The sequence below is a fragment of the Methylomonas sp. HYX-M1 genome, assembly GCF_040741385.1.
Taxonomy (GTDB): Bacteria; Pseudomonadota; Gammaproteobacteria; order Methylococcales; family Methylomonadaceae; genus Methylomonas; species Methylomonas rhizoryzae.
Genome location: NZ_CP160405.1, coordinates 3,421,256 through 3,445,280, shown reverse-complemented (window position 1 = coordinate 3,445,280; position 24,025 = coordinate 3,421,256). Strand labels below are relative to the sequence as shown.

27 protein-coding genes are annotated in these 24,025 nt (G+C 57.2%); 24 read left to right on the top strand and 3 right to left on the bottom strand.

The genetic code is table 11. The features are described 5' to 3' along the window. Positions 1-6: 6 nt before the first annotated feature. From AB0A83_RS15585 to AB0A83_RS15525, 13 genes are all read left to right on the top strand, one after another. The gene (locus tag AB0A83_RS15585; protein WP_367154658.1) at positions 7-381 is read left to right on the top strand and encodes a DUF2190 family protein; all 375 of its coding nucleotides are present in this window, start codon (positions 7-9) and stop codon (positions 379-381) included. A 2-nt stretch (positions 382-383) separates the two neighbouring features. Continuing rightward, positions 384-854, top strand: a complete 471-nt coding sequence (locus AB0A83_RS15580) for a hypothetical protein (protein WP_367154657.1) — start codon at positions 384-386, stop codon at positions 852-854. Next, positions 835-1,173 (top strand): hypothetical protein, encoded by a 339-nt coding sequence (locus AB0A83_RS15575; RefSeq protein WP_367154656.1) that lies wholly within the window; start codon positions 835-837, stop codon positions 1,171-1,173. The genes AB0A83_RS15580 and AB0A83_RS15575 overlap by 20 nt, the downstream gene beginning before the upstream one ends. Then, complete coding sequence (locus AB0A83_RS15570; RefSeq protein ID WP_367154655.1) at positions 1,173-1,406, top strand: hypothetical protein; 234 nt, start codon at positions 1,173-1,175, stop codon at positions 1,404-1,406. The genes AB0A83_RS15575 and AB0A83_RS15570 overlap by 1 nt, the downstream gene beginning before the upstream one ends. Before the next feature lie 9 nt (positions 1,407-1,415). Then, entirely contained in the window at positions 1,416-1,883 is a 468-nt protein-coding gene (locus tag AB0A83_RS15565) for a hypothetical protein (protein ID WP_367154654.1), read from the top strand. Then, positions 1,883-2,338 (top strand): hypothetical protein, encoded by a 456-nt coding sequence (locus AB0A83_RS15560; protein WP_367154653.1) that lies wholly within the window; start codon positions 1,883-1,885, stop codon positions 2,336-2,338. Before AB0A83_RS15565 ends, AB0A83_RS15560 begins: the two co-directional genes overlap by 1 nt. Beyond that, positions 2,335-3,021 (top strand): hypothetical protein, encoded by a 687-nt coding sequence (locus tag AB0A83_RS15555; protein WP_367154652.1) that lies wholly within the window; start codon positions 2,335-2,337, stop codon positions 3,019-3,021. Before AB0A83_RS15560 ends, AB0A83_RS15555 begins: the two co-directional genes overlap by 4 nt. Position 3,022: 1 nt before the next feature. Next, positions 3,023-3,328: a hypothetical protein gene (locus AB0A83_RS15550; RefSeq protein ID WP_367154651.1), complete on the top strand. Its 306-nt coding sequence runs from the start codon at positions 3,023-3,025 to the stop codon at positions 3,326-3,328. 107 nt (positions 3,329-3,435) lie between these two features. Beyond that, positions 3,436-3,987 (top strand): phage tail protein, encoded by a 552-nt coding sequence (locus tag AB0A83_RS15545; protein WP_367154650.1) that lies wholly within the window; start codon positions 3,436-3,438, stop codon positions 3,985-3,987. Positions 3,988-3,989: 2 nt separating this feature from the next. Beyond that, complete coding sequence (locus tag AB0A83_RS15540; RefSeq protein ID WP_367154649.1) at positions 3,990-4,421, top strand: hypothetical protein; 432 nt, start codon at positions 3,990-3,992, stop codon at positions 4,419-4,421. Positions 4,422-4,486: 65 nt separating this feature from the next. Beyond that, positions 4,487-5,245, top strand: coding sequence for a hypothetical protein (locus AB0A83_RS15535; RefSeq protein ID WP_367154648.1), 759 nt, complete (start codon positions 4,487-4,489; stop codon positions 5,243-5,245). Positions 5,246-5,287: 42 nt separating this feature from the next. After that, positions 5,288-5,422, top strand: coding sequence for a hypothetical protein (locus tag AB0A83_RS15530; protein WP_367154647.1), 135 nt, complete (start codon positions 5,288-5,290; stop codon positions 5,420-5,422). Between the two features lie 3 nt (positions 5,423-5,425). Further along, positions 5,426-5,734, top strand: coding sequence for a hypothetical protein (locus AB0A83_RS15525; RefSeq protein WP_367154646.1), 309 nt, complete (start codon positions 5,426-5,428; stop codon positions 5,732-5,734). A gap of 75 nt (positions 5,735-5,809) precedes the next feature. On the opposite strand, the gene AB0A83_RS15520 is transcribed toward AB0A83_RS15525, so the two are convergent. Continuing rightward, positions 5,810-5,968 carry a hypothetical protein gene (locus tag AB0A83_RS15520; protein ID WP_367154645.1) on the bottom strand — a complete coding sequence of 53 codons (159 nt, stop codon included), beginning with the start codon at positions 5,966-5,968 and terminating at the stop codon, positions 5,810-5,812. Positions 5,969-5,993: 25 nt separating this feature from the next. Between AB0A83_RS15520 and AB0A83_RS15515 the strand changes: the two genes are divergently transcribed. From AB0A83_RS15515 to AB0A83_RS15490, 6 genes are read left to right on the top strand one after another with little or no spacing between them, the layout of a single operon-like run. Next, positions 5,994-9,506 (top strand): tape measure protein, encoded by a 3,513-nt coding sequence (locus AB0A83_RS15515; RefSeq protein ID WP_367154644.1) that lies wholly within the window; start codon positions 5,994-5,996, stop codon positions 9,504-9,506. Next, positions 9,506-9,886 carry a hypothetical protein gene (locus AB0A83_RS15510; RefSeq protein ID WP_367154643.1) on the top strand — a complete coding sequence of 127 codons (381 nt, stop codon included), beginning with the start codon at positions 9,506-9,508 and terminating at the stop codon, positions 9,884-9,886. Before AB0A83_RS15515 ends, AB0A83_RS15510 begins: the two co-directional genes overlap by 1 nt. Positions 9,887-9,893: 7 nt before the next feature. Then, a complete protein-coding gene (locus AB0A83_RS15505; RefSeq protein WP_367154642.1) occupies positions 9,894-13,439 on the top strand; it encodes a hypothetical protein in 3,546 nt (1,181 codons plus the stop codon). Beyond that, positions 13,436-13,852, top strand: a complete 417-nt coding sequence (locus tag AB0A83_RS15500; RefSeq protein WP_367154641.1) for a hypothetical protein — start codon at positions 13,436-13,438, stop codon at positions 13,850-13,852. Before AB0A83_RS15505 ends, AB0A83_RS15500 begins: the two co-directional genes overlap by 4 nt. Continuing rightward, positions 13,852-14,979 (top strand): glycine-rich domain-containing protein, encoded by a 1,128-nt coding sequence (locus tag AB0A83_RS15495; RefSeq protein WP_367156172.1) that lies wholly within the window; start codon positions 13,852-13,854, stop codon positions 14,977-14,979. Before AB0A83_RS15500 ends, AB0A83_RS15495 begins: the two co-directional genes overlap by 1 nt. Continuing rightward, positions 14,980-17,220: a hypothetical protein gene (locus AB0A83_RS15490; protein ID WP_367154640.1), complete on the top strand. Its 2,241-nt coding sequence runs from the start codon at positions 14,980-14,982 to the stop codon at positions 17,218-17,220. A 158-nt stretch (positions 17,221-17,378) separates the two neighbouring features. Here the strand turns inward: AB0A83_RS15490 and AB0A83_RS15485 are convergent, their stop codons facing one another. Beyond that, a complete protein-coding gene (locus AB0A83_RS15485; RefSeq protein WP_367156171.1) occupies positions 17,379-17,489 on the bottom strand; it encodes an SUMF1/EgtB/PvdO family nonheme iron enzyme in 111 nt (36 codons plus the stop codon). Between the two features lie 552 nt (positions 17,490-18,041). On the opposite strand from AB0A83_RS15485, the gene rpoH reads away from it, so the two are divergent. From rpoH to AB0A83_RS15460, 5 genes are all read left to right on the top strand, one after another. Continuing rightward, on the top strand, positions 18,042-18,893 hold the full coding sequence (rpoH, locus tag AB0A83_RS15480) for an RNA polymerase sigma factor RpoH (RefSeq protein ID WP_150049982.1): 852 nt from the start codon (positions 18,042-18,044) through the stop codon (positions 18,891-18,893). A gap of 271 nt (positions 18,894-19,164) precedes the next feature. Next, a complete protein-coding gene (locus AB0A83_RS15475; protein WP_150049980.1) occupies positions 19,165-20,709 on the top strand; it encodes a 2-isopropylmalate synthase in 1,545 nt (514 codons plus the stop codon). Positions 20,710-20,721: 12 nt separating this feature from the next. Further along, on the top strand, positions 20,722-21,588 hold the full coding sequence (locus AB0A83_RS15470) for a uracil-DNA glycosylase (RefSeq protein WP_367154639.1): 867 nt from the start codon (positions 20,722-20,724) through the stop codon (positions 21,586-21,588). Positions 21,589-21,600: 12 nt separating this feature from the next. Then, entirely contained in the window at positions 21,601-22,155 is a 555-nt protein-coding gene (rimI, locus tag AB0A83_RS15465) for a ribosomal protein S18-alanine N-acetyltransferase (RefSeq protein WP_150049976.1), read from the top strand. 52 nt (positions 22,156-22,207) lie between these two features. Then, positions 22,208-22,981 (top strand): TIGR01458 family HAD-type hydrolase, encoded by a 774-nt coding sequence (locus AB0A83_RS15460; RefSeq protein WP_150049974.1) that lies wholly within the window; start codon positions 22,208-22,210, stop codon positions 22,979-22,981. Here the strand turns inward: AB0A83_RS15460 and truD are convergent. Continuing rightward, the gene (gene truD, locus AB0A83_RS15455; protein WP_367154638.1) at positions 22,978-24,024 is read right to left on the bottom strand and encodes a tRNA pseudouridine(13) synthase TruD; all 1,047 of its coding nucleotides are present in this window, start codon (positions 24,022-24,024) and stop codon (positions 22,978-22,980) included. The two genes, AB0A83_RS15460 and truD, sit on opposite strands and share 4 nt — an antisense overlap. Between the last annotated feature and the right edge of the window lies 1 nt (position 24,025).

The following is a 24,025-nucleotide window of genomic DNA, read 5'->3' as shown; positions in this document are numbered from 1 at the left end:
AAGACAATGGCAAGTAATTATGTACAAGACGGCGACATCATCGACTGGGCGAACGGCGGAGCGGCAGTTAATTCTGGCGATCCAGTTGTCATCGGTTCCAACAGCGATGCGCTGATCGGTATCGCGCTGGTGGATATTGCCAATGGTGCAACCGGCGCGGTCGCGTTAGAAGGCGTCTGGGAAGTGCCTAAAGTCTCGGCCGCGGTCATCGCCACAGGCGAATACGTGATGTGGGACGCGTCCGCCGCCGCCTTCGACGATAACGCAGCGACACCGGCAGCCGGCGACGTGTCCGATGGTGCGATTGCCTGGGAATCGGCTGGCGCCGGCGTGACCACGATCAAGATCAAACTGATCGGCAAGCCCGGCGTGCTGGCGTAAGCATGACTTTACCCGACCCTAATAGTATCTCGCCGGAAGACATCGCCGCCGGTGCCGCCGGCGCGGTGGCCGGTTTCGGCTCGCTGTGGCTGTTGATCAAGCGTTGGGCGGTGCAAAGCGCGGCGGACGGCACGGCGGTGAAAGCTGCCCACGCGCAAAGCGACGTCATACAGCTGTTGCGCGACGAAATCGAGCGGATGAGCGCTGTCAATAACCGTTTGTACGACGCCTTGACCGCCGCAAACGGCAAGATCGACCAGCTCAGCGCGATCAATCTGCAGCTGAGCGAAGCTCTAGCCAGCGCAAAGCGCGAAGTCGCCGAGCTGCAAGCACAAATCCTCGGTATGCGGTCAGACCTGGATGGCATGACCGATGTGATGCGCACAATCGCCTTGCGCAAAAGCGACAAGTTTTCGCTGTTCGATGAAGAGCGGCGAGAAAAGAGATGTGGATATGCCGGCACCGATCGTTAGGCTGCTGCGCGGCGATACCTGGCAGCGTGCCTGGATTATCCGGTATGCGGACGAGAGTCCGGTGGATCTGACGGGGGCTGCGGCTCGGCTACAAGTGCGTGGGGCGGATGACGTAGTAGCGATGCAGGCGAGTACGGCGGATGGTCGCCTGGCTACTCAACCGCTCGATGGGCGTATTGATTTAGTGATGCCGGCAGCGGTTACCGAAATCGCGGTCGGAAATTACTGGTTCGACCTGGAGGTTACTTACCCGGACGGAGTGCGAATCACTTACGAGCATTCGCCGCTGATTATCATACAGGACATAGCGAGAGACTGATGTCTGTCACTGTGTACGAACCTATTATCGTGCTAGTCGGTCAGCCCGGATTACCCGGACCGGCAGGTCCGGCCGGTCCGGGCGGCGATGGCGGAGCGACCGCCGCTACCGGGGCGGTGCCGCCATCACCCGGCGTTGACGGTCAATTATGGCGAGATCCGGCCAGCGGACGATTGATGATCTATTACAACGGCGCCTGGCGCGATCAAGTGCTGGATGGGCAAAATTTTTAAGGAGTAATCATGGCAGACATTATCAAAATCAAACGCTCGGCTACCACTGCGTCGCCGTCCTCGTTATCGGCCGGGGAGTTATCGTACTCTGAGCAATCAGGCAAATTGTTTTACGGTCGCATATCCGACGGTACGCCGGTCGACATCGGCGGCAAATGGGTAGTGGACAAAATAAGTGCGCTGGCATCCGCCGACATTACGGATTTTAATACCGCAGCTGATGCCCGTGTTGCCGCGGCCAATATTGATGCATTGGCCAACGTACACGTGCCGGCGCCCAGCAACGGACAAGTGCTGACGTACAGCACGGCTAACAGCAGGTGGGAGTCTGCGGCGGCCGGCAATGGCGTGACAGAATTCGTGTCGTTGAACGACACGCCGGCAAACTATACCGGCGCCGGCGGCGCTTTTGTGCGCGTCAATGCGGGCGCTACGGGGCTGGAGTTTGTCACTGCTATAGACGGCGGTACATTCTGATGTCCGTCTGTTACGTGTGGGCGTGGATTGCCGGGCAAACGACAGACGGCGAGCCGATCATGGAGCGCGTATTAGCCGCCGGGCCTAATGACGCCCGGCCGTCCGACGTGCCGGAAGCGGCATGGCTGGCCGAGCAAGACGCGGAGGCTTGGTGGGACGACATACTGGCCAGCGGCCGAGGCAAACGGTATTTGCCCGATCTAGCGGTCATTATCGGAGACGGTCGCATCGGCGTCTGGCGCGTGTCTGCTCGCTCCTTACGTCTTGCGCTGCGGCAATGTGGATTACGAGAGGCTGTCGAGGCGGCAGTAGCAGCTGACGACACATTGGCGGATTGGTGGGAATATTCTGTGGACTATGACCGTTATCACCCGTTAGTGATCAGTATGCTGATCACGTTAGGGGTTAGCGCAGATCAAGCCGATCAGGTGTGGGCGGTGTCCGAAAACTTATGACCGACATATTACTCAAGCGCTCTACCACGCCAGGAAACACGCCGCCGCTCTCAAGCGGCGAGGCTGCTGTCAATCTTGCCGACCACAGGTTTTTTGTTGGTGGCGGAGCCAGTCAAGGATACCCGCTCGGCTGTCAATCTACTGCATATCCCAAGCGCGTCGACACGCCAAAAATCGCCGGCGATGTGGCCGGTACGGCGTTAGGCGGCGTCACCATCACCGCAAATCGCGAGTATTTTGCCCCATTTGTCGTGCCGAGATTAATAGAGCTGTCAGGCTTGCGCATCAACGTGACGACTGGGGCATCCGGTACCGCGCAAGTCGGCATATATGCCAATGCTGTTATCGCCGGTAACGATGCGCCCGGCGCACTATTAGCATCTGTCACCGGCTTGGATACTACGTCTACCGGCGATCAGTCCGGCTCATTTGGCAGCAACTTAACGCTGGAGCCGGGACGCATGTACTGGGTCGGGCTAATCGCATCGGCAGGTCCCGGTATGCGCGGGTTAACCACGGGATCGCTCGCGCCGTCACTTGGAAGATTGCCAGGGGGGACGGCGATATTAAGCTATCTATACGGCACAGGCAGCGGCGGCGCGCTGGATAACCCTGCGCCGGCTACATTAAACAATGCCGCAGGCTCTGCAGTCATGCCGGCCGTGTATTTGCTTGAGGTGTAACGTGAGCGAAGAAAATGTGGTGAATGACATGGCGCTGGAGGCCTTCGGTGAGCCGTTTATTTATCGGGATGGGGCGATTGCTCACGAGTTGCGCGGGATTTTTACCGACCATACGCGAGCGGCAGCGATAGCCGGTCAAGCCTTTGCCGACAAAACCTATAGTTTGGAGCTGCCGAAAGCGAATTTGGATAGCGCGGGGGTCGTATTGCGCGGAGTGGTGATGGTGGGCGAGGCCGAATACAGCATATTGGATTGGCAGACCGATCATACCGGTTGGAGTGTATTAACGCTAAGGGCATACGCATGAGGAATTCCAGGAAATGCTGACCCGGCGCTGATGTTCGAGGACTTGAACGATATCGACAGTCAAAGCGATGTTTCCGGCATGGCCACGTTGACTTTGAGGCGCTACTGATGGCTCTCATCAATATCAGCCTGATCGATGATGGCGTACAGCGGACGCTGGATGCGTTGCCAAACACGATTTTCAACGCGCAGCGCTCGGCCATCTCCACCACGACGACCTGGGCAGGCAAAGAGCTGCGTAACCGCATGCGGGTTAAAACCGGCATCCCGGCGCGGGTGTTTAGGCGGTTTCGGGTCAAGACCAAACGTAACCGGGAAACCGGTACGGTGTGGATTGGTTTGAATAAGGTTAAGGCAACGTATCTTGGCGCCGAATCGACCGACAAAGAAACGGGAGCGAAAAGTTACAAGCTTGTGCAAACGAAACGTGGCGCGAGAGCTGGCAAATTCTTTTTTGAAGGTGGGTTTGTTGCCACGATGCGATCCGGGCATGCGGGAATATTCAAGCGCCTAAACGAAAGTCGTTTGCCTATAGTGGAGCAATACGTTGATCTCGACCTTGGCTTCGAAGTGGCCGAAGACGTCGCCCGCGCAGCGCAAATCGAGCTACGCAACCGCTTCGCCGCCAAGGTGCGCGAGCTTAACCCGGGTATCGATTGATCATGCTGACGCTCGAACAAAACATTGTTTTACGCATCCAGTCCCAGGTCAGCGGATTTATCACGGTCGGCAACGCCTCGTTGCTGGCCGGGCTACGCGACATCGGGCCGCTATTGCCGGGTTGTTTCGTGGTGCCTGGCGGCGGTGAACCGGTTTCGCCCGGCAATCCCACCGATACGCCGCTACTGGAACAGCAGGAATGGGACGTGATTATCATCGTGCCCCATCAGGCCACCGATAGCGCGAATGGGCTCACGGAAGTGGTCGCCAGCGGCTTTATGTCGGCTGTACTGAAAGCGCTGCATGGCTGGAAAGCCGACCCAACGCAACGGCAGGGATTTATCTACCAAGGCCGGGAGCGGCCCAGCTATAACCTGGGCTATGCCGAATTCCCGATGACGTTTTTAGCCAATGCCGTCATTGGCATGGCGTAATCATTTTTTTAGGAGATTTACGTGAGCAACCCCGCTTCGAACAACCCAACACAGGAGAATAATCCATGTCTGTATCAGGCGTATTAGCGGAAGGCACTTTATACCTCGACCGCATCGTGGCCGGCGTCAAACAAGGCCGGGTCAAATTACCCGGCGTCGCCAAACTGGAGATCAAGCCTAATTCCGAATTGATCGAGCAGGTCTCGAAAGATAAGGGTGAGTACGGACAGGTGACGGCGTCCGCCGCCATCAACAAGCCGTCCGATTTATCGGTGAGCATTTCCAAAATCACCGGCGCGGCGTTGGCCATGGCGCTGCAAGGCGACGAATCGGTTTATACGCAAGGCAGCGGCACGGTGACGGATGAAGTGGTCACCGCCAAGCTGGGCAAGTTTGTCGATCTATCCAAAAAGAACATTGCGGCCGCCGGCTTCGTGGTGACCGATTCCGCCGGCGCCGTTACCTACGTGTTGAACACCGATTACCGGGTGAACTATGCGATGGGCTGGCTGGAGATCCTCAGCACCGGCGCGATTACCGAAACGCAATCACTGAAAGTGGATTTCGCTTACGGCGCGGTCAGCGGCACCAAGGTCAAGGGCGGCACGTTGGCGCAAATCAAGGGCGAACTGCTCCTGGACGGCAATAACCTGTTCGACGGCAGCCCGCTGTCGGTCTCGATCTGGGAAGCAACGCTGACCGCCGACGGCGCGGTCGACTTCATGAGCGACAAACCGATCGAGCTGAGCATGAAAGGCCGCATGGCGGTACCGACCGGCAAAGACGCGCCGTTCGAAGTCATCGTCGGCCAAATCTTCTCTTAATCCATAACGGCCAGGGATGGCCAATATCCAAGGTATTTACTCATGCAAACAATCAGAGCGAAATTCAAAGTCGATTCAATAGTAGGTTTTCAACACGGTGCCAGTATTCGAATGACGCCTGTCTACAGCAACGATCCGGCTCAAGAGGTTTATATCGATATTACGCCGGCGGCCTAAACCATGAGACATAGTAAAACCATAGAACTATCCGACGGCCGCCTGGCCATCGTGCATGAACTGCGGGTGAAGGACGCTCGCCGCCTGATTGCCAATTTAACCGGCGTCGGCTTGCCGGACATGCTGGGAGACAAGTTCCCGGAAGTGGTCGGCCTGTTGGGCGATTGCGTGCAATTGCCGGCAGGGGAAGATTTCGACGAATTCGGGCTGGGCGACGCTCGGGCCGTTGTCGACGCATTCAGAGAGGTGAACAAGGATTTTTTCAAATTGATGGGGATGGAGCACCTGATTCAGACCCCATCGGAAAACTAGACTACGCCTGCATTTCGTTGGTCGAGCGTGGGCATACTGGGGTGTTTGACTATGGCTGGGCATTTTTTATGCGAGTTATCGGCGGTGCCAAGCCATCAGGCCGATAGCCAACAGAAACGCGCCAATACCAAAGCCTATAAACAAGGCCCATGCCAGTCCCAGCAAGCCTTGCAAAATCGGCGTTCCGCCTAGCGCATCGAGCAGTATCAGTGCCGAGGCAATCGAAAACCCCAATATGTAATCAGGATAGCGTTTAAATATGGCGAATAACCTCGAACTGAAGATAAAAATCGGCGCCGATGGCAAGGAAGCCTTGGATGCGTTCGTTGCATTATCCAAAAAACTTCGCGATACGCAATCGGACTTTAGGACAGCACAAGAAACCGTGCAGCGCTTGGCTAGGGAGATGAAAGCCAGCGATGCGCCGTCTAAAGCCTTGACCGAATCTTTCGAGAAAGCCAAGAAAACCGTTTCCGATCTATCAGGGAAGATCGACAAATATCGCGATAGCCTAGGCCAGCAACGCGCGGCGCTATCATCGGCCGGTGTCGATGTGGCAAATCTGACCGAGGCCTACAAAAAACTAGCGCGTTCAAGCGATGAAGCGGCAAAGACCAGATCGTTGGGAGATAGCTTCAAAACGCTGGACTTTAAACCGTTCTCTGAAATCCAGTCCAAAATTGACGGCTTGAATTCTGCTTATAAAGCGTTGTCCGACTCCGGAAAACTGTCCATGGGTGAGCTGGCCAAGGCCAAACTCCAGCTCAAGGACAAAACGGCCGAGCTGCACAGCCAAATGAATAATTTCGGCGGCGCGTTGGAAAACCTCAACGGTAAATGGTTGGCCTTTGCCGGCGCGGTGGCCGGTGCTGGTGTGGCGTTCAAAAGCCTGATCGATGCCGGCGTCAAGATGGAGGCTATCAAGTCGCAACTGGACGCCGTGACTGGATCCGGCGAAAAGACCGCCGACGCCCTTAAATACATCCACGACGAATCCAACCGCCTGGGACAAAGGACCGACGTGATGGCCGAAGGCTTCGCCAAACTAGCGGCGGCTGCCAAGGGGACGGCACTGGAAGGTCAGCCATTGAAGGAGTTGTTTTCCGGCGTGGCCGAAGCTTCGACGGTGATGCATCTATCGGCGGATAGAGCCAATGGTGTGTTAAACGCCTTGTCGCAAATGATGGGGAAAGGTGTCGTCAGCGCCGAGGAGTTTCGTCAGCAATTGGGCGACCATTTGCCGCAAGCCACTCAAGTCGGCGCTAAAGCCCTGGGCGTCACCACGGCTGAATTTACCAAGATGCTGAACAGCGGGCAGATTCTCGCCAGCGACTTTTTGCCGAAGTTTGGCAAGGCGCTTAGGGAATCGGTAGCCGGTGGTTTGCCACAAGCCACGCAGGGGGCTACGGCAGCCTTCAACCGCTTGTACAACGCCGTTTTGGAATTCAAACAAGGATTGGTTGGTGGTGGCTTGATGGCGGTTGTGGCCGCGCTGGCGAATGCCTTGGCGAAATTGATCGAGGTCATCAACGGCTTCTCGCCGGTGACCAAAGCCTTTATTGGTGCACTGTTAACCATCGGCGGCGGATTCGTAGCCTGGAAACTCGCTATCGCACCCGTGGTATCGGCCATATCCAGCGCACTGATACCGGTCATGACCGGGGCGACGTTAGCGACGGGCGCACTATCGGTGGCCTTGCGGGCCTTGCCGTTTATAGGTTTGGGGTTACTGATATTCGAAGGCGTCAGGGCACTAGGTCAATGGATTTCTGGTGCCAAAGACGCCGATCAGGCCACGGCACAACTCAACCAGCAAACCGCCAATACCAAGGCCGCCATTGATGCCGCCGTTGGTCAATACGACGCCGCCTACGCCAAGATGGCGGAAAACATCAAGGGCATTACCGAGCTGCAAAAAGGCCAGTATCAGCAACAACTGACCGACCTCAATGCCAAACTGGCGCAAGAGAATGCCGACGTCGCCGCTAACGCCGCTTTAAGCGAGCAGCAAAAAGAACAAGCCAAGACCGATGCCTTTATCTCCGCCAGCGCCCAGCGCCTGACTATCATCCAAACCTTCCAGGCCGCACAATTGCAGCAACTGGACGTTTACCATGCACAGGAAAAAGCCGCCAAACAAGCCCAGCTCAATGCGCTGAATGGCGAAGAGCTGCAAAAGCGCCAAGCCTTGCAAAGCCAGCTAGGCGCGATGGATTTGGCGCACCTGGAAGCTAGGCGCGGCGTGTATCAGCAAGCGCAAACCGATCTCAATACCCATATCGGCAATTTGATCACGGAACGCCAGCGTGAACTGGATGCGGCCAATAGCATTGCTCAGCAAATGGTCGGCAACGAGCAAGCCAGGGAACAAGCTATTCTGGCCATACAGCGCGCGGCCATGGACGAAAAATCCTTGATGCGTAGCAAGGAAAAAGAGGAATCCCAAAAGATTGCCGAATTTCAAGCCGAACTGGCTAAGGGAGAAAGCGTCAGTGCTAGCGAGCTGAATAGACTGGCCGGCGAAGCGAAGACATTGATTGTCAGCAACGCCACCGAAAAAGCCAAATCGGCCCAATCAGGCTGGGAGGCGGATCAGAAAACCAAGGAAGGCGTCGGCAAGGTCAATGACGTGTACGACAAACTGAATAAAGCCTTGGCGACTAGTCAGGAAAGGCATACGGATAATGCTGAAGCGATAGATAGCGAAATGAAAGCCGCCACCGATGCTTTGGGCAGCATCCAGGCCGCCATTGGCGAGATTGAGAAAAGGCTGCTTGATGCCAAGATGCTGCGCATAGAAATAGATCAAGACAGCCTGTCCGTTGCGCAACAAATCATCGCCGGTCTGACCAAACCCGAAACCAAAATCATCACCATCAAAACCGTCAACGAAGGCGGCGGCGGTGCGCCCGCGCAAGCCACCGGTGGTTTGGCCGGGCAGCCAACCGGCCGGCCCTGGCGTTTTGCCGAAGGCGGCTGGGCGCGGATGGCGGGCTTGTTGTCCGGTTACGGCGGCGGCGACCGGCGGCGGGCTTTGCTGGAAGACGGCGAATTCGTGGTGCGTAAAGAAGCGGTGAAAAAGCTCGGCGTGCCGGTTTTGCAGTTGGTCAATCAAGGCCAATTGCCGATACAGCGCGCCGCAGGCGGCAGTGTGGGCGATGCGGTAGACGCGGCAATCAAAAAAGACGTACTGGAGCAAATCAAGCGGCTATTGCAGCTACGTCAAGCCATGACAAGTAACTATTATTCCAGCGGTCTTGGCGGTAGCACCTTGTTTGCCGAGAGGGTGGCGCAGCAATCGATACAGCAGCCGCTACAGGCGTTGATGCAGCAATTGGATACGCAAACGGCCGAACAAGTGCGGCAAATTCTGGCTTATGTGCCCAAACTGCGGGTGTACCGCAACGCGAATAAGCTCACAAGCTCGGTGGGTGACAATTTTATCGATCAACGGCAGGAAGCGGCGGCCAAGCGGGACCAAACCGTATTCGATGCCATGTTGTCGAAATTGGGTAGCGGCAATCCGTTGTCCGGGCTCAGTGCCAAAATTCAGCAAGCAGCTACGGTCAAAGTGCCTAGTATCCCCAGCATCAATCTGCCGCAAGTCGGGTTGCCCACGTCGGCCGAGGCCGCGCAAGCCGGACAAGCCGTGCGTGTGCGCTTCGAGTCGCCCGCCGGGCAGGCAGTCACCGCGCGCTTCTCGTCGCAAGCAGATGTGCAAAAAATGCTGGACGTGTTGCGGCAAAGCGGCGCGACGGTAGGGGTGTCTTGATGGCGCTGGCGCTTGGGGCTATCGAATTGCCTGACGATCTAATATGGATTAACGAATTTGCATGGACGCCGATGCAGCAGACCAAGTCGTATACGCTGTCCGGGGCGTTGATCATCGAATCCGGCAAGATGCTGGCCGGCCGACCGATTACCCTCTCGGGCGGCGACGATTACGGCTGGGCTAGCCGCGCGACGGTCAAGGCGCTATATGCTGCGCTGGATGCGGACGACAGTCTGACATTGACGCTCAACGACGCTAGATCATTTGAGGTCCGGTTCGATCACAACGGCCCGCCGATTCAAGCAAGGCAAATCATCGATTACAACAATCCGGACGACGGCGACGTGTACGCGTTGACGTTAAAATTATTCACTGTGTAGTGTGGCTATGACTATTCTGGCAAACGACATCAAGTTATTGAAATCCGAAGTCATGTACGACGTGCCGGAAGGCGGTGGCGGCGTGACCGGGCAAGTGGTGGTGGACGGCGAGTCGAATAATATGTTCGATGACGTCAGCACTTTGGACCGGGTGTACGGTGCTGTGCACGTGCGCAAAATATTTGGTGCGGTGCAAACTGCAAACAAAGACAAGTACTACGGTGCGCATGCCATCATCAGCAAGCTGCCCGGCGATGCCAAGCTAGGGGTTAACTTGTTTTCCACGGCCGATTGGTTCGACCGGCGTCCGGACGCTACCGGCCGGGTGCAAAACTATCGGGCCCAGGGGCCGCTATATAATGGCTTTTTGTGGGGTACGCAGTACCAAGGCAGCCGGGCGGTTACCATTTTTCAGGGCGTGACGGCGCCGCTGCCGGGCATCGGCGATGTGTTAATGCTGGTGACGGCGGCCGGCAGTCAATACATCCGGATTGTCAATTTTAGCCATAGCCAACAAGAGTTCACAGACGATAAAGGTGCGTATAACCGGCGAGTTATTGAGCTTGAAATATCGGATGTACTAACCCGTGACTTTGTCGGCGCCCAAATGAGTAGGCTGGATAATTTGTCGCCCGCAGCGACCGTATTTAAAACCGTCATCGCCAATGCGGCTCGCTATTATTCCGCCCGCCCGCTAGCCTTAGCCGCGCAGTTGGGGGATTCCGAGGTTAAGGTAGATACCGTTTATTCGCAAGTCGTGCCGGCGTCGCAGGCCGAGAAGGTTTTGGTAGACCAAGCGGCCGCCGCGATTGTGACGCCGCTGATCGATGCCGGGCAAGCCAATACCGGTTTTAGTACGTCAACCACTTGGGCGGCTGGCGGGTACGTCTATTTAGGCGCACCCTGTCTGCCTGGATCTCTGACGGTAACGGGGGGGGCTGCGCTCACCGATTCGGCCGGCAAAATCAAAAGCGGTGAAACCGTTGTGGGCAGCATCGATTACGAGCAAGGCGTTATCGCATTTTCGGCCGTGGCGCCCAGCTACGCCGGCAATAAGACCGTATCGTTCAGGCCGGCAGCCGCGCCGTCCAATAGCGGCGATACTGCCTCGATCAAAGTGACCGCCGCCAATCGGGGTTATGTGTATACCTTGATTCTGATACCGGCGGCCAAGCCTCGGGCGCTGACCGTGCGTTACCGGGCGCTCGGCAAATGGTACGCACTGACAGACAACGGCGCCGGCGCCCTTGTGGCCGACGAACCGGGTGTGGGATCGGGTACGGTCAACTACGGTACCGGCAGCGTGTCGATTACCGCGGCCGCCTATCCGGACGTGGATACCGACATTATTTTTACCTGGAGTCAATCGACGGACTACTTCAATCGCTCGGGCAATGTGCCCGGGAAAGCCGGGTTTAGCATTGAGTTGCCGGACGCGGACAAAGGATTGGCGCCCGAAACCTTGGTGATCTATTGGAACGACGGCACGGCTCGCACGGCCACTTGTAACGCGGCCGGTGTCATTAGCGGCGATGCCGCCGGCAATGTGGATTTAGCAGCCGGCGAAATCGCGTTTAGCCCGAATCTATTGCCGGCCGCCGGCGTCGTGTTCAATTTCGCCTACGCGGTAGCCACACGGCACGTGAAAACATTGCCGGCGGCCGCCACGGCGGGCACGGTAGACACGCTGAACGTAGCGGATACCAATCTCTATCCGGGTTCGGTGCGGGTAGAGTGGCAAGCGCCGTGGTCTGCGGATGCCGGCCTGATCGTGCCGGTCGGGTCCGGCAGTGTGCGGCGTTGGCGGGTAGATAACGGCGCCGGCGATTGGACTGTTGGCGGCGGTGGCATCGATTATGCCACGGGGGTGTTGACGGTGGATTACGCGGGTAGTGTGCCGTACCTCGCCGCGCAATTCGGCCGAGGTACCGACTATCCCACCGAGCCGTGGTCCAAAATCGTGCGCGGCGTGACATACACTAACAATGTCAACGGCGCTCAAGTCACGGGCTATAGCAGTCATACCGCCGAGCAGGGTGCGCCGGCTCAATACACGGTTACCTACCGCACGCTGGCGGCCACTAACGGCAGCGCAGCCGCATTAACCGCGTCGGCATTGATCGTCGATTTGGCGCTTGCCGGGGGCGAAGCGGTTATTCCGGGTAGCGTATTGTTCAGTCTGGGCGGACGCACGTATTTCGACCGCAACGGCCAGTTGTATTACGGCATCGACCGTAGCAGCGGCGTCGCCACATTGGCCGGTACCGTAGACTATGCCAGTGGCCGGTGTTTAATCTCGCAATGGCCGGCGGGTCAATCGGCGGAGGTCTCGCTCATCGGGCTGGCGACGCACTATGCATATCATCCGGTGGAATCGGTCACCTTCAGCGTCGCCGCCGCGCCGGTGAAGGTCGGCGTATTTCAAGTGCGCGCCACGCCGGTGGATGGCGGTTCCGATCTATTGGCTTCAGCGGACAGTCAAGGCGTCATCGATACCGGCGATGTGTGGGGATATATCGACTACGAAACCGGCGTCGTCAAAGTGCGTTTCGGCGACATGGTCGACGCAGCCGGCAACCAAACCAAGCCCTGGTATGTGGCCGAAAACGTGGTGGATAGTAAAATCTGGAAGCCGCGGCTGGTCTACGCCGAAAGCGTCGTATACACCACGGTCAGCTATACCTACCTGCCACTATCGGCGGCGATATTAGGCCTGGATCCCGTGCGTCTGCCGGCGGATGGTCGTGTGCCCGTCTATCAGCCTGGTGATGTCGTGGTGGTGCTGAACGATCAAACCACTGTGGGTACCTTTACCAGCGGCGCTACTACCGATCTAGGTCGGGTACGCATCGCTAAACTCACTGTGCGCGACTTGGGCGGCAATCCATTGCCGGTCGAAAAATATACCGCCGATCTGGATGCGGGCACTGTTGTGTGGGGTGATTTATCGGGAGTGTCGCAACCTTTGACCATCGTGGACCGGATCGAAGACATGGCGGTATTGACCGACGTGCAAATTACCGGGCAGCTCGCGCTATCTCAGCCGTTGAGTCACGATTTCCCGGCAGATAATACCCTGGTCGCCAATGCGGTAATATGGGGTACGTTATACGCACGCACGTCTACCCCGTTCGATCAGCAGACCTGGACGAATGTCTGGAGCGACAGCTTGATAGGCTCGTCGGTGGCTGCGCAATACAACCACGGGCAATATCCAATAGCCGTCGATAATTTGTCCGCCATTCAAGAGCGCTGGTCGGTTATCTTTACCGGTGCTACCACGTTCAACGTCATTGGCGAGCACGTCGGCCAAATCATCGGCGGCAACACATCGGTCGATTGCGCGCCCGTCAATCCTAATACCGGCCTGCCGTATTTCATTATTTCTTATTTGGGCTGGGGTAGCGGTTGGTCGGCCGGCAACGTGCTGCGCTTCAATACCTATGCGGCGAATGCGCCGGTCTGGGTGATTCAGGCCGTTGCCCAGGGCGCGGCGACGGATGACGATTACACAATGTGCATCGAAGTGAGAGGAGATATTGATACGCCATGACACTAGGACTAGCTACCGCCATTCGTAACAACCGCTTGCAGCAGATCGTCAATGCGTTCGACGCCGGCACGGGGCCCGGGAAAATCAGACTCTATACGGCGGGTGTTGGGCGGCCGGCGACCGGCGGCGTAATCACCGATCAGGTATTGCTCGGTACGATCACGTTATCAATACCCTGCGGGACTATCACCGCCGGTGAGTTGAGTTTCGGCACGTTTACCGAAGATGCGCTGGCGGACGCCACGGGCACGATAGGTTTCGCCCGCGGCGTCGATGGCAACGATAATTTTGTGCTGGATATGGGCTGTGGGGTATCCGGTTCGGAAGAAGAGCTGATCTTCAACACGCTATCCGTGCAGGCCGGCGGGGGGATTCAGATATTAAGCGGGTCGTTGATAGAGGGGAATGCGTGATGTATGGAGCGGACATTTACTATGATACGGAATATCTAGGCTGGTCGCTCAGTGTGTATGTGTTTACCTCGTCGGGCATGTTTAGCCCATCCGTACCGCTTGATGCGCGGATAATCGTCATAGGCGGCGGCGGTTCTGGCGGCACCTATGGCGGTGGCGGTGGCGGTGGCGGTGGCGTGGCTGATCGTGCTGTGCTATTACAGCCGGGCATCTACCCGGTGTCTGTCGGCGCTGGAGCGGGGACAGGCAATTCAGGCGGTGAATCGTCGTTTAACGGCGCATCGTATATGCGGGCTACCGGCGGCGAGTCGGGTGCGTCAGGTGGCGGTGGCGCGTTGGGCGGAGTATCCGGGGCCGGCTATGTAGATGGGGTGGTATCCGTGCCGGCCAAAACGACACGATCGAAGCCGGCATCCAATAATTACGGCAGCGGTGGCTGTAGCGTGACAGCCAATGTCATCATGAGCGCTAATGGAGCGGAAGGTTATTTGGTGCCTGAGCTGGGCATCAAGTATGCGGCAGGCGGTGGAGGATCGGCAAATAACAGCACCGAAATTACTCCAGGCGGCGCCAACGGTGGCGGCTATGGGTCGCTAGATTATCGCACAGTCAATGCGCCGACTAATTACGGCAGTGGCGGAGGCGGTATATGGTACGGGCCAAATCCGGGTAAAAATGCATCCGGCTTGGGCGCCAATGGCGCTGTCATTATACTGGCATATGCGGCGACTAATCTGGACATAGACATACAATCGGGTATTGTGGCTGATGCATTCAATGTGGCGGTATGTAGAGCTCATGATTTGTCGTTGTTTAAAACGTTGCGGCTCGGTGCAGGTATCAATCATGTGACATTGCCAAACCGGCCGATGATTGTGACCGTAGCCCCGTACATAGGCGATACATGGCAACTGGCTCAGCCTTATGTGGCCGGCGACTTGGTGATGCCGCTGGACACTGTTGCCAAGCCCTATTACTACACCGCCGCGTTGTCCGGCACGTCCGGCAATACGGAGCCCAACTGGCCCGCCACGCCAGGACAAACCGTCACCGACGGCACGGTAACCTGGGAGTGCGTCGAGCGCATGGTACAGCCCATCACGCAGGGGCCCTTGATACCCTCGTAAATGGCCTACACACCCAGTCTTGTATTTTCGTTTGTTGGTGCCAGCGGCTATGTGCCATCGGGTCAATTTGAATTTCAGGCCGATGCGGTTGTCGTTAGCGCTGCTTTATCAGTCACACTAGCCGATGCCGGAGCGGCGCTGGTCGGCGCCGTAGCGCCGCGCGGCCATTTGGCTGTCACGTTAGCCGGCGCATCCGGTCAATTCGGCGGCTTGGTTGTCAGTAATGCCGCCCGCATGCATGCCGCGCTCACTGGCGCCGGAGGCGCGCTAGCCGCTAAATATAGCGCCAATGTCATGCGTTACACTGTCGGTTTAGCGGCAGCCAATCAGCAAAACGGCACCTGGGCGGTACGCGATGTGTGTATGCCGTTAGTCGCCACCTTGATGAGTTCCCAACCTTGTCATGCCATCCTCGCACCGGCCGCGGCGCGGTCTTCCCGTGTCCGTGTTGCCCACGATCAAGCGTGGCTGGTACGGGCGGAAACTGGTATGCCAGTAGTGCCGGCCACCTCGTTGCATGGCGTCGTGTGTTCGCTACAGCAGCTGCTCGATTGGGCGGTAAGGCATTGGACGATGGATGTCGATGTTGCTGCGCCAATCCATGCCGGCACGGCGGCGGTGATGCAGCAAATGACTAAAGTCAGGCCGCCGGATTGGTGCGGCCCCGTGCAGGACAGCAGTGCTACTCGACGAAACTTCATCAAGACCATTGCATCCGAGCCTGAAGCGCCATGGCGCTACACCCCCGGCTCGGCATACGGGTTTCAATCGGAACAGGGATATACGTCGTCATGGGTGTTTAATTTTCCGGCCGTACCGCGCATCGATCTTGCGATACGGCAAATCATCGGCTTGGATGGTGTAACGTTCTGCGCAGACCGGCAACAGGCGGCGCCAAACAGCGCCCAGCTCTGTATCCCGGTAGAGCAAGCCCGACGGCCGCCGCCGGGGAAATCGCTCTTGCCGGAGCCCGAGCGCCCGCCATACGAACCGCCGCCCGGTCACGTTACCGTAACCATCCAGACTCAACAGGTTTACATCATGCAACATGTTATCAGCGTCAAAACCGTGCCTGGCAATATCGACATACCGATGGGTAACGTCAGTCTATCTTACGATGCCGACTCGTTTGCCTGGCAGTTTAGCGGCACTCTGCTCGATGCAGCGGCGCTGAGCCTGGTTGCGGCGGCCGGTGGAAATCCGGTCATGCTGGCTGTGACCATCGACGGTTTGGTCTGGCATGTCTTGGTAGAGGGTATTGAACATAGCATCCGGTTCGCACAACGCTCGATTAGTCTGAGTGGGCGTTCCTTGACCGCACTATTGGGTGCGCCTTATGTGCTGCCGGCTAGCGCTACTCAAGGCAGCGACATGACTGTGCAGCAACTGGCCGACAGCTTGATGCCGCTCGGCTGGACTATCAATTGGAACGCCCCTACCTGGATAGTGCCGGCCGGGGCTTGGAGTTACACCAATCAGACGCCTATCCAGGCCTTAGTGGGGCTAGTCGCTGACATCGGTTGCGTAGCGGTGCCGCACAACAGTTTGCAACAAATCACCGTGCAACCGCGCTATCCGGTTTATCCCTGGTACTTCAGCGTTGCGGCGGCCGATCTGGCGATACCCGAGGCGGCCTTGAAGCAAGTCAGCCTGCGGCCGGCCATCGCCACTCAAGCCAACGGCGTCTACGTGCACGGCGGCGACATCGGCGGCGTGCTCGGTTGGTGCCGTCTGGCAGGCAGCGCCGGCGACCGCTTGGCGCCCACCGTCAGCAACGCGCTGATGACCGACGTGATCGGCTGCCGGCTATTGGGCGAGCGCATCCTGTCCGGCCAGCAGCCGGCGCCGGTGATCAAGTCGGCCACCCTGCCGCTGGATAACGACGTATTCCCCTTGGCTCGGGTCGGGCAGTTGGTGGCGATCACATTGGGCGGCGAGATCGTCAAGGGCGTGATCAATAGCGTGGCGATCGAAGCCGGCCTGGACAGCGTCAACCAGACCATTCAAATCGGCGAGGAAACCGCCAACGTCTGGACCGCCTTTACCAGTTTATTGCCGCGCGACCCGTTGCTGGTCGGCACGGTGGCCAGCAGCGCGAACGACGTCAGCGTGGTGACGCTATTGGACGGCGGCGTGGTCAGCGTGCGAGGAACGGGCACGGTGGGCGGGAGGGTTTATATCCGGGCCGGTCGCATCGAGGGGCCGGCGCCGGCAATGGGGGTGAATGAGATTGTGGTTTAACGGTGGGTTATGTACGCTTTTAATGTATGTTTTTGAAATAACCTTTTTATATCAGCAACAAAAAAGGGCTTTACGGCCCTTTTTTATTGTGCGTGTGCCCATGGCTTGGCGCAGCGGGATAAAATTCGCCGAGTTTTCCCGGTTAGCGGCAGGCACTATCAATTGTCCGTCCATTCCCAGACATTGCCCAACACGTCGAACAGACCAAAGGTGTTCGGTTGGAATTGCGCGACCGGTGCGGTATAGCAAAGCCGTCCGTAACTATTCAGCCCAATTCAAAATAAAGCTTGGCAAGGTTTTCCGTTAAAAGGTGATTTTGAGATGATCTTGTCCGAAACGTATCTAATCGGCCACTCAAGCGTCCCTACAGGGCTTATCCGCCGAGACAAATCTCGAGCCATCCGACAGAAAAATCGCCTGCGCGCTTCTCGAATATTTTGGGTTCGGCCATCGGGCTATTTGAGAATGCACGGAAATGCAAAGAAGTACAAAAACCCGCGTATCATCCCGTCATCCGATGACCGCGTTCCGCCTTCCGCATGGCGGGATGTTATTGCTGAATTGGCGCGTGCCAACTCTGAATTGCATCAGACCCATCCGGGCCTGAAATGAAGTTTTGCAACAGGCCCCGAAGGCCAAAGATCTCATGAAAACTACATTCAGGTGCTGAAAGAATACCTTGCGAAATTCGCGACGGTGGCCTGGGTTGTAGTAGTGAATGCTGGAAGCGAAAATAAATTTTCAGCTGTTATTAGCACTCTTGTGAATCGAGTGCTAAAATCGTCTCCAGTTAAACAATTGTGGATTGATTGGAGTTGGCAATGAATATGTTGGCTTTACCGGTGAATTTGACGGTTGGGACGTTCGACAGTTATTTGGCTCTGATTGCGCGTGTGCCGAAATTGTCGGCCGAGCAAGAATACGATTTGGCGGTTCGCTACCGGGACGATGGCGATTTGAGCGCTGCTCGAGAGTTGGTGATGTCTAATCTGCGCTTTGTGGCCCACGTCGCCAGAGGGTATGCCGGATACGGTTTGCCTATGGCGGACATCGTTCAAGAGGGCAACGTCGGCTTGATGAAAGCGGTTAAGCGCTTCGATCCGGATATGGGGGTGCGCTTGGTGTCGTTCGCCGTACATTGGATTAAGGCCGAGATACACGAATACGTGATAAAAAATTGGCGTATTGTCAAGGTGGCTACGACTAAAGCTCAGCGTAAGTTGTTCTTCAACTTGAGAAAGTTGAAAAAGGATCTGAATCATTTATCGCCGGCCGATGCCGCTGCGATTGCCGAAAATCTGGACGTCGGTGTCGACGTGGTTTACGAAATGGAGAGACGTATGGACGGAGCGGACGTCGCTCTGGAACCCGGCGCCGAAGACGAAGACGACCGCCAAGTCGCGCCTATCGCGTACTTGGAACAACAAAACGCCGACCCGGCCTTGTTGTTGGAAAACAGCGATTGGCAAGAGCGCAAGGAAGACATTTTGGTTAATGCGATGGCCGAACTGGACGACAGAAGCCGCGATATTTTAGTCAGCCGCTGGTTGTCGGAAGAAAAAGCCACGTTGCACGACTTGGCCGATCGTTACCAGGTGTCGGCGGAACGTATCCGGCAACTGGAGCAAAGCGCAATGAAAAAACTCAAAGCGGTCATGGTGTTGGCCGCATAATTGCCAAGAGGCAAGCGCTTCGGCAGCCGGAGCGTTTGCCTTGCTAAAACGCTCGCGCTTGAGTCGTTTGCCGCAATCGGCTATAGTGCGCGCCATGACAGCCGTAATCCCTATCACATCAAGCACTTCGATTTCAGGCCCTGCCCTATGCAATGCGGCTTGCGTCCTATCTTTGAGACTGCTGCCCTGAGGGGCAACTACTCTATCCCGCGTTTAACAAATACTTTTTATTTCCCGGCCGCAGGGCCGATAGTTTCATGACGGAGTCCTCATGAAAGACAGATTGATTATTTTCGATACGACTTTGCGCGACGGCGAACAAAGCCCGGGTGCATCGATGACGCGCGACGAAAAAGTGCGAATTGCCAGAGCGCTGGAGCGGATGAAAGTCGATGTGATAGAAGCAGGCTTTCCGGCCGCCAGTCAGGGCGATTTCGAAGCGGTGCAGGCGGTGGCCGACGCGATCAAAGACAGTACCGTGTGCGGTTTGGCCAGAGCTTTAGACAAGGATATAGACCGGGCCGGCGAAGCCTTGAAAGGCGCCAAAAGTTCGCGCATCCATACCTTCATCGCGACTTCGCCTATCCATATGGCGAAAAAACTGAACATGCAGCCGGATCAGGTGATCGAGTATGCGGTGCGGGCGGTTAAGCGGGCGCGGCAATATACCGACAATGTGGAGTTTTCGCCGGAGGACGCCGGTCGTTCCGAAGAGGATTTTTTGTGCCGCATCCTGGAAGCTGTGATCGACGCCGGCGCCAGCACCTTGAATATTCCGGATACGGTGGGTTACAGCATGCCGCAACAGTTCGGCGCTACCATCGCGAATTTGATCAAACGCATCCCCAATTCCGACAAAGCCATCTTCTCGGTGCACTGCCATAACGATTTGGGTTTGGCGGTGGCCAATTCGCTGTCGGCGGTGATGAACGGCGCGCGGCAAGTGGAATGCACCATCAACGGTTTGGGTGAGCGGGCCGGTAACGCCTCGCTGGAGGAGATCGTCATGGCGGTGCGCACCCGGCAAGACTTCTTTCCGTGCGACACCGGCCTGGATGCGCGCGAGATCGTCACCTGTTCCAAGTTGGTATCCGGAATCACCGGCTTTCCTGTGCAGCCGAACAAAGCCATCGTCGGCGCCAACGCCTTCGCTCACGAGTCCGGCATACACCAGGACGGCGTGTTGAAGAACCGCGAGACTTACGAAATCATGCGGGCCGAAGACGTGGGCTGGACTACTAATCGGATGGTGCTGGGCAAGCATTCCGGGCGTAATGCGTTCAAAACCCGTATGGCCGAATTAGGCGTGGAGTTCGCCGGTGAGGCCGAACTGAACGAAGCATTTTACCGCTTCAAGCAATTGGCGGACAAAAAGCACGATATTTTCGACGAAGACTTGCAAGCCTTGATCTCCGAGCAAAGCTTCGAAGCCGAGGACGAACGTATCAAGCTGGTATCTTTGAAAGTGTGTTCGGAAACCGGCGAAGTACCTAACGCCAGCGTCACGGTGATGCTAGACGGCAAGGAACTGACCGGCAATGCGCAAGGCGGCGGGGCGGTGGACGCCAGCTTGAAAGCTATCGAAAGTTTGGTAAATACCGGTGCGACCCTGGCCCTGTATTCGGTCAACAACATTACCACCGGCACGGACGCGCAAGGCGAGGTGACCGTCCGTCTGGAAAAAGCCGGACGCATTGTCAACGGACTTGGCGCCGATACCGATATCGTCATTGCTTCCGCCAAGGCTTACATCAACGCCGTCAACAAACTGCAAAGTCCGGATCAACGCCAACATCCGCAAAAAGCCGACGTGTAACGGCGGGACGCGATGGACGCTGCCGCTCGATTGCGTTATTTGCAAGCCATGGATATTGATGTCTGGGTGGCCAGACATCCTCCCGGCGTTTGCGGCCGGCTGCCGAGTGACGATTTTGCCGATGCGGACGGCCGGCAGCCGGTAACCACTTTAGCGGATGCGGATGTTTCCGGGTTGGCTTATCCGCAAACATCCGCACTTCCGGTAAACCCAAGCCCGGATGCTGAGGCAGCTGACGAAAGATTGGAGCTTGGTCAGGCAGAGGACGCAGACCATGACGGATGTGCATCTACCCAAGAGCTGCGTGGGCCTGGACCGGAAAACGCCGCCGAGGCATGGCAATCGTTGCAACACAGCGTTGCGGTGTGCCGGGCTTGTGCGCTGTGCGAAACCCGCACCCAGACCGTATTCGGAGTCGGTAACAAGCAGGCGACCTGGATGTTGATCGGCGAAGCGCCGGGGCAAAACGAAGATTTGCAAGGGGAACCTTTCGTCGGTAAAGCGGGGCAGTTGCTGAACGAAATGCTCAAAGCCATCGGATTGCAACGCGAGCAGGTGTACATCGCCAACATGCTGAAATGTCGGCCGCCGAACAATCGGGATCCGCAAGCCGAGGAGGTTGCTGCCTGCCACGATTTTTTGCAGCGGCAAATCCAATTATTGCAACCAAAAATCCTATTGGCCGTTGGCCGCATTGCTGCGCAGAATTTGCTCGACACGCAACAACCGCTGTCCCGTTTGCGCGGCAAACAGTATCGGCTGGGCGATTTGCCCTTGGTGGTGGTGCATCATCCGGCGTATTTGTTGCGTTCCCCCCTTGAAAAAGCCAAGGCTTGGGAGGATTTGCAGTTTGCTTGGTCCGTTTATCAATCCTTATAACTATAAGAAATCATGTGGAAGCTGTTGCGTAGATTGAAAGATGCCGTTGTTTACGATGCCGACCGGGAGTTTTACGCCAAAGTGTTTCCGGATTCGGTACAGAACAAAGATTTGCTGCGCTTGCGCAAGATGGAACATGGCGATCTGCCGACCGTGTTGCGGATAGAAGCGCTGAACTACCAGTTTCCCTGGACTGAAGGAGTCTTCAAGGACTGTTTTCGGGCGATGAACTACACCAACTGGGTGTGCGAATTGCCCAACGACTTGATGGTCGGCTACTGCATTATTTCGGTGGCGGCCGGCGAAGCGCACATCATGAATATCAGCGTTAACCCGGAGTTTCAAGGGCAAGGCGCCGGACGCAAGATGTTGGATCATTTGATCGAATATGCCAGACCGCGCGCGCAAACCCTGTTCCTGGAAGTCAGGCCCAGCAATCCCAGGGCTATCGAGTTGTATAAAAAAAACGGATTCCGGGAAATCGGCAAGCGCAAAGATTATTATCCGGCCGAAGGCGGGCGGGAAGACGCGCTGATGTTCGCGTTGGAACTGGTGCCGATGTTGTAAGCCTGGAACGATCAATCGGCTGGCGCTAAGTCTGGATTTTACGGGAGGCACTATGCTGGCATTCACAGAAGTTCGCGGCATGCTATTCGATTTGGACGGCGTGTTTTTCGTCGGGTGCGAGGCGATACCGGGCGGCGCCGAGCTGCTGGTCGGTTTGAAGGCGCGCGGCATACCCTACCGTTTCGTCACTAATACCACCACGCTATCCAGAGCTAACATGGCGGTCAAGTTGCAAGCCATGAATTTGCCGATTCAAGCCGAGGAGATCATCAGCGCGCCTTACGCAGCCTTGCTGCATTTGCGCCGCAACGGCTACCGGGCCTGCCAATTGTTGCTGGCTGACCAGGTATGCAAGGAATTTAGTGAATTCAGTTGCGATAGCGAACAGCCGCAAGCTGTCGTGATCGGCGATATAGGTTCAGCCTGGAGCTATGCATTGCTCAATCAGGTGTTTCAGCGGGTGATGGCCGGCTCCGAGCTGATCGCCTTGCATAAAGGCAAGTTTTGGCAAACCGAAGCGGGTTTGCAGCTGGACATCGGCGCTTTCGTGACCGGTTTGGAATATGCGACCGGCAAGGCGGCAACCGTCATCGGCAAGCCTTCGCCCGCTTTTTTCTCAGCGGCACTGGCGGAGTTGGACTTGCCGGCGCATCAGGTAGCCATGGTAGGCGACGACATCGATTCGGACGTGGGCGGAGCGCAACAAGCCGGCTTGAAAGGGATGTTGGTCAAAACCGGGAAATACCGCGAGGCCTATGCCCAAGCGTCCGGCGTGACGCCGGATGCGACCCTGGCTTCGATTGCCGATTTGCGCACGCTGATCTAAGCGGGCCGGTTGTCGGCCGGACTGAGTTCGACGATTTCCCTCAGCAGCGCGGTGGCGTAACTGCCGGCCGGCAATTCGAAGCTTATCTGCAGGTTGGTATCGGCAAACCTCCAGCTCAGCGCTTTCGGGATGACGCGCAAACTGCGCCGATCTTGCAGCAAGCCGGCGGCCGCCAAACCGGCGCTCAACTCGGGAGCGGACGCGGCTATTTGCCGTTCCAACTCGGCTACTTCGGCGCCGGACGCCAGTTCGCCCAGGCCCCACATAGGACCGGTCGGGTGAATGTCGCCGGACTGCAACCGTTCCAGCAAAACTTCGTCCACGCAATCGCAGGCAAAGCGGCTATTTGTGCCCGCCAAGTTCAGCAGGTCGCCGGGCAAGGCGGTATTCCAGCTTGCCGTCTTCACCCGTTCGGACAACACGCGGTTGAATAGCAAGCTGCGCGCGGCGGATAGGTATAGCGAGCGCAACTCTCGTCCGACCTTTGCGCCTGCGAACAGCGCTAGCGCGCCGGTAATATTGGTTCCGCCGTGCCCGAAACGTTGTTCGCCGAAATAATTGGGGAAGCCCGCGGCCGAGATGGCTTGCAATTGGCGTTCGCAACGGGCCCGGTCGCCGCCAAAGTCGCGAATCGTGATGGTAAACCGGTTTCCGCTCAAGCTGCCGCGTTTCAACTTGCGGGCGTGGCGGGCAATAGTCAGGATGCGCAAATGGTCCGATTGCAGAGTCTGCCAATCCGGTTCGCTCTTGCCGGGTAGCCACACGCTAAACCACTGCCTGGTCAAGCCGTAGCGGTCTTTCAGGCCGGCAAAGCCGACGTCGTGGCTCCTGACCCCGGCAAGCCGCGCCAGGGAGCGGGCGATATAACCGGTGTTGTCGTTGGCGTTTTCGATGTGGAGAAACACGTGTTCGCCGCAGCCTTCCGGAACGAAGGGCAAAAGCTCTTCGACGACGAAATCGGCGGGTTGCTGTTTCAATACGCCGCGGCCGCCTGGGCCGCCGTGCGCGTAATGCCAGTCGTCCGGCGGGTAGTGGGCGGGCACG

What these genes read in the sequence shown, in the direction of transcription:
- AB0A83_RS15460 (WP_150049974.1), top strand. Translation starts at nt 22,208, where the DNA reads ATGCTGGCATTCACAGAAGTTCGCGGCATGCTATTCGATTTGGACGGC.
- AB0A83_RS15570 (WP_367154655.1), top strand. Translation starts at nt 1,173, where the DNA reads ATGTCTGTCACTGTGTACGAACCTATTATCGTGCTAGTCGGTCAGCCC.
- AB0A83_RS15505 (WP_367154642.1), top strand. Translation starts at nt 9,894, where the DNA reads ATGACTATTCTGGCAAACGACATCAAGTTATTGAAATCCGAAGTCATG.
- AB0A83_RS15510 (WP_367154643.1), top strand. Translation starts at nt 9,506, where the DNA reads ATGGCGCTGGCGCTTGGGGCTATCGAATTGCCTGACGATCTAATATGG.
- AB0A83_RS15580 (WP_367154657.1), top strand. Translation starts at nt 384, where the DNA reads ATGACTTTACCCGACCCTAATAGTATCTCGCCGGAAGACATCGCCGCC.
- AB0A83_RS15545 (WP_367154650.1), top strand. Translation starts at nt 3,436, where the DNA reads ATGGCTCTCATCAATATCAGCCTGATCGATGATGGCGTACAGCGGACG.
- AB0A83_RS15585 (WP_367154658.1), top strand. Translation starts at nt 7, where the DNA reads ATGGCAAGTAATTATGTACAAGACGGCGACATCATCGACTGGGCGAAC.
- rpoH (WP_150049982.1), top strand. Translation starts at nt 18,042, where the DNA reads ATGAATATGTTGGCTTTACCGGTGAATTTGACGGTTGGGACGTTCGAC.
- AB0A83_RS15500 (WP_367154641.1), top strand. Translation starts at nt 13,436, where the DNA reads ATGACACTAGGACTAGCTACCGCCATTCGTAACAACCGCTTGCAGCAG.
- AB0A83_RS15540 (WP_367154649.1), top strand. Translation starts at nt 3,990, where the DNA reads ATGCTGACGCTCGAACAAAACATTGTTTTACGCATCCAGTCCCAGGTC.
- AB0A83_RS15525 (WP_367154646.1), top strand. Translation starts at nt 5,426, where the DNA reads ATGAGACATAGTAAAACCATAGAACTATCCGACGGCCGCCTGGCCATC.
- AB0A83_RS15575 (WP_367154656.1), top strand. Translation starts at nt 835, where the DNA reads ATGCCGGCACCGATCGTTAGGCTGCTGCGCGGCGATACCTGGCAGCGT.
- AB0A83_RS15490 (WP_367154640.1), top strand. Translation starts at nt 14,980, where the DNA reads ATGGCCTACACACCCAGTCTTGTATTTTCGTTTGTTGGTGCCAGCGGC.
- AB0A83_RS15560 (WP_367154653.1), top strand. Translation starts at nt 1,883, where the DNA reads ATGTCCGTCTGTTACGTGTGGGCGTGGATTGCCGGGCAAACGACAGAC.
- AB0A83_RS15475 (WP_150049980.1), top strand. Translation starts at nt 19,165, where the DNA reads ATGAAAGACAGATTGATTATTTTCGATACGACTTTGCGCGACGGCGAA.
- AB0A83_RS15495 (WP_367156172.1), top strand. Translation starts at nt 13,852, where the DNA reads ATGTATGGAGCGGACATTTACTATGATACGGAATATCTAGGCTGGTCG.
- rimI (WP_150049976.1), top strand. Translation starts at nt 21,601, where the DNA reads ATGTGGAAGCTGTTGCGTAGATTGAAAGATGCCGTTGTTTACGATGCC.
- AB0A83_RS15515 (WP_367154644.1), top strand. Translation starts at nt 5,994, where the DNA reads ATGGCGAATAACCTCGAACTGAAGATAAAAATCGGCGCCGATGGCAAG.
- AB0A83_RS15555 (WP_367154652.1), top strand. Translation starts at nt 2,335, where the DNA reads ATGACCGACATATTACTCAAGCGCTCTACCACGCCAGGAAACACGCCG.
- AB0A83_RS15565 (WP_367154654.1), top strand. Translation starts at nt 1,416, where the DNA reads ATGGCAGACATTATCAAAATCAAACGCTCGGCTACCACTGCGTCGCCG.
- AB0A83_RS15530 (WP_367154647.1), top strand. Translation starts at nt 5,288, where the DNA reads ATGCAAACAATCAGAGCGAAATTCAAAGTCGATTCAATAGTAGGTTTT.
- AB0A83_RS15470 (WP_367154639.1), top strand. Translation starts at nt 20,722, where the DNA reads ATGGACGCTGCCGCTCGATTGCGTTATTTGCAAGCCATGGATATTGAT.
- AB0A83_RS15535 (WP_367154648.1), top strand. Translation starts at nt 4,487, where the DNA reads ATGTCTGTATCAGGCGTATTAGCGGAAGGCACTTTATACCTCGACCGC.